The sequence below is a fragment of the Variovorax sp. GW531-E2 genome, from assembly GCF_059423125.1.
Genome location: NZ_JBWKXQ010000122.1, coordinates 1 through 3,191, shown reverse-complemented (window position 1 = coordinate 3,191; position 3,191 = coordinate 1). Strand labels below are relative to the sequence as shown.

Below are 3,191 nucleotides of genomic sequence, written 5' to 3'. Positions count from 1 at the left end.
GTAATAGTCTGACGAAGGCCGTCCTTGCCTGATGCGCGGGCCGCGGGAAGCATCTGACCCGAATCGCAGACCCGCTTGGAGGTGTGCGCTAAAGGAGATGGTGCACACCATGAAGACTGAGCAAGACCCAGGCAAGGCCAGCCGGCGACATCACGACCGAGCGTTCAAACAGGAGCTCGTACGACAAAGCCTGGAGCCGGGCGCGTCCGTGTCGGCAATCGCGCTGCACGGCGGCGTCAACGCCAACATGCTGTTCAAGTGGCGGAGGGAGCATCTTCGGACTGCAGGCGGCACGGCGGCGGCTGTACTGTTGCCGGTGACTGTCGCGCCGGCGGCCGAGGTCATGACGGTTCCCGCGTCAGGCGAGCTTGCTGTGGCGCCACCGAGGTCGGCACCGCGCAGCGGCGTTATTGAGTTGGAGTTCGCCGGTGCGCAGTTGCGCCTGCGCGGCCCGGTGGACGAAGCGAGCCTGTGCAGTGTCCTGCGCGCACTGCGCCAGAGCGCATGATCGGCCCGCGCGCGGGCACTCGGGTCTGGCTGGCCGCCGGTGTGACGGACATGCGCTGCGGCATGGATACGCTGGCGGCGAAGGTGCAGACGGCACTCACCGAGGACCCGTACTCAGGCCACGTCTTCGTCTTCCGCGGGCGGCGCGGCGACTTGGTCAAGCTGCTGTGGAGTGACGGCGATGGGATGTGCCTGCTGGCCAAGCGGCTGGAGCGCGGCCGCTTCATTTGGCCGCAGGCCGAGTCGGGCTCGATCTCGCTGAGCGCTGCACAGCTGTCGATGCTGCTGGAGGGCATCGACTGGCGCCGGCCCGAGCGCACCTGGCAGCCGCGCGCGGCGGCATAGGTGGGCCTTCTCCAGTTGACAGGACAACTCCCGCTGTAGGAATGGGTGGCGACAGGCACAGTCGCACCCATGACCTCCGAGGAACTGCTTGTTGCCAACGCCGCTCTCAGCGGCGAGGTGCAGCGCTCGCAAGAGGCATTGAAGATCGCGCTGCTGACCGTCGAGAAGCTCAAGGTCGAGGTGGCTTACCTGCGGCGCATGAAGTACGGTCGCTCCAGCGAACAGCTCGAGCACGCGCAGCTTGAGCTCGTGGGCGGCCAGCTCGCGCAGCCGGCATTGACGCCGACGCAGGCCGAGGGCGCCGACGCCGAAGACGGCGAGCACCCTTCCAACGTCACGTCCATCGAGCAGGGCCGCAAGAAGCGCCAGGCCCGCCAGCGCACCGGCGTGCGGGACTTGCCGGATCACCTGCCGCGACGCACCGTGATGCACACGCCGCACAGCGGTTGCAACTGCGAGGCCTGCGGCCGCGGTCTGCGCGAGATCGGCCAGGACGTCTCGGAGGTACTCGACTACGAGCCGGGCAGCTTCCATGTCGTGCGCCACGTTCGCCCCAAACTCGCTTGCGCGAGCTGCAGCACGATCACGCAGGCGCCCGCGCCGAGCCGCCCCATCGATCGCTGCATGGCCGGCACCGGGCTGCTCGCGCACGTGCTGGTGAGCAAGTATTGCGACCACACGCCCCTGTACCGGTTGTGCCAGATCTACGCCCGTGACGGCGTGGAACTGCAGCGCTCGACCTTGGCGGACTGGGTGGCGCAGGCGGCGCGTCTGCTGAGCCCGCTGGCCGAAGCCATCGGCCGCTACGTCTTGGCTGCCGACAAGATCCATGGCGACGACACGCCGATCCGCGTGCTCGGCGGCGCAGGCGCCAAGGCTCGCACGGGACGCCTGTGGGTGTACGTGAGGGACGACCGCCCCAGCGGCGACACGGCGCCCCCGGCGGTGTGGTTCCAGTACTCGGCGAACCGCAAGGGCGAGCATCCAGTGCGCCACCTGAGGCACTTCAGGGGTGTCTTGCAGGCTGACGCCTTCGCGGGCTACCACGAGCTCTACCGAGAAGGCCAGGCTACCGAGGCCGCTTGCTGGAGCCATGCGCGTCGAAAGGTATGGGACATACACGAGCGACAACACAAGTTGGCCGGAACGCTGGCGCACCAGGCCTTGGTGCGCATCGGCAAGATCTTCAAGGTGGAGGCCGAGATCAGCGGCAGGCCGCCCGATGAGCGCATGCGTGTTCGGCAGGCGCGCACACGCCCGATGCTCGACGATCTGAAGGTCTGGCTGGAGACGACCTTGGCGCAGCTCTCGGCGAAGTCGCCGATGGCGTTGGCCATTGGTTATTCGCTGAGCAACTGGACAGCATTGACTCGCTTCGTGGACGACGGCCGGATCGAGGCGCATAACAACGCGGCCGAGCGGGCTCTGCGTGGGGTTGCCATCGGAAGAAAAAACTTCTTGCATCTCGGCTCCGATGCCGGCGGCAACAGTGCGGCAGTGCTGTACACGTTGATCGGCTCAGCCAAGCTCAACGGCATAGATCCACAGGCGTATCTGCGCTATGTGCTGGAGCACATCGCCGACCATCCGATCAATCGAATCGACGAGTTGTTGCCCTGGGTTGTGGCACCACAGCTGCAAGCGGCGTGGCACCCGCCGGTGACCAAGGCGGCCTGAGAGCTTGGCGCGCACTGCGGAAATCCACCGCAATGCGCTGGCGCTACAGTGCCGTCATGAGCACGACTTCCACTCAGAAAGACCGCCACGCTTGGCAGTTGTACGTTGAACTCGAGGACGTGCGTCCGAAGGTGTGGCGACGCTTGCTGGTGCCGCTAACGATCGAACTGCCGCGCCTGCACGTGATGCTGCTATGGGGCATGGGATGGGACGGCGGTCACGTGCACGAGTTCGTCTTCGGTCGTGACCACTACGGAGCAACGGAGCCAGGACGGGAGTTCCCCGATGACCTGATGCCCGAGGAGGATGTGACACTGACTGAGGCGCTCGGCACGCGCAAAACCTTCGAGTACCTCTACGACTTCGGCGACAGCTGGTGGCACAAGATCAAGGTTGAGCAGATCGTCAAGGTGGACTCACCGATCGAGTATGCACAGTGCGTCGGCGGCGAGAACGCATGCCCGCCAGAAGACGTGGGCGGGTCACCGGGCTACGGGGAGTTCCTCGAAGCGCTGGTCGATCCTCAGCATCCAGAGCACGCCGAGATGAAGGAATGGATCGGTCGTCCCTTCGATCCTCGCGCCTTCGACATCGACGAGGTCAATGCTCGACTGAACGCCCGCGAGTGAGCGCGTCAATAACGGTCACCGTCGGACTATTAC

At 65.8% G+C, this 3,191-nt stretch carries 4 protein-coding genes; all 4 read left to right on the top strand.

Annotation, left to right across the window (positions count from 1 at the left end; all coding sequences use genetic code 11):
• Positions 1 to 109: 109 nt before the first annotated feature.
• The 4 genes from tnpA (at position 110) to AC07XP_RS32095 (ending at position 3,158) form a co-directional block, all read left to right on the top strand.
• Entirely contained in the window at positions 110 to 508 is a 399-nt protein-coding gene (gene tnpA / locus AC07XP_RS32110; protein ID WP_495266941.1) for an IS66-like element accessory protein TnpA, read from the top strand.
• Positions 505 to 852 carry an IS66 family insertion sequence element accessory protein TnpB gene (gene tnpB, locus AC07XP_RS32105; RefSeq protein WP_214696503.1) on the top strand — a complete coding sequence of 116 codons (348 nt, stop codon included), beginning with the start codon at positions 505 to 507 and terminating at the stop codon, positions 850 to 852. Before tnpA ends, tnpB begins: the two co-directional genes overlap by 4 nt.
• Positions 853 to 936: 84 nt before the next feature.
• Positions 937 to 2,529 carry an IS66 family transposase gene (gene tnpC / locus AC07XP_RS32100; RefSeq protein WP_495266942.1) on the top strand — a complete coding sequence of 531 codons (1,593 nt, stop codon included), beginning with the start codon at positions 937 to 939 and terminating at the stop codon, positions 2,527 to 2,529.
• 56 nt (positions 2,530 to 2,585) lie between these two features.
• Positions 2,586 to 3,158, top strand: a complete 573-nt coding sequence (locus tag AC07XP_RS32095) for a plasmid pRiA4b ORF-3 family protein (RefSeq protein WP_495266940.1) — start codon at positions 2,586 to 2,588, stop codon at positions 3,156 to 3,158.
• Positions 3,159 to 3,191 lie beyond the last annotated feature (33 nt).

Bases quoted from the DNA above. Each gene is read 5' to 3' on its own strand.
- tnpA (WP_495266941.1), top strand. From the start codon at position 110: ATGAAGACTGAGCAAGACCCAGGCAAGGCCAGCCGGCGACATCACGAC.
- tnpB (WP_214696503.1), top strand. From the start codon at position 505: ATGATCGGCCCGCGCGCGGGCACTCGGGTCTGGCTGGCCGCCGGTGTG.
- AC07XP_RS32095 (WP_495266940.1), top strand. From the start codon at position 2,586: ATGAGCACGACTTCCACTCAGAAAGACCGCCACGCTTGGCAGTTGTAC.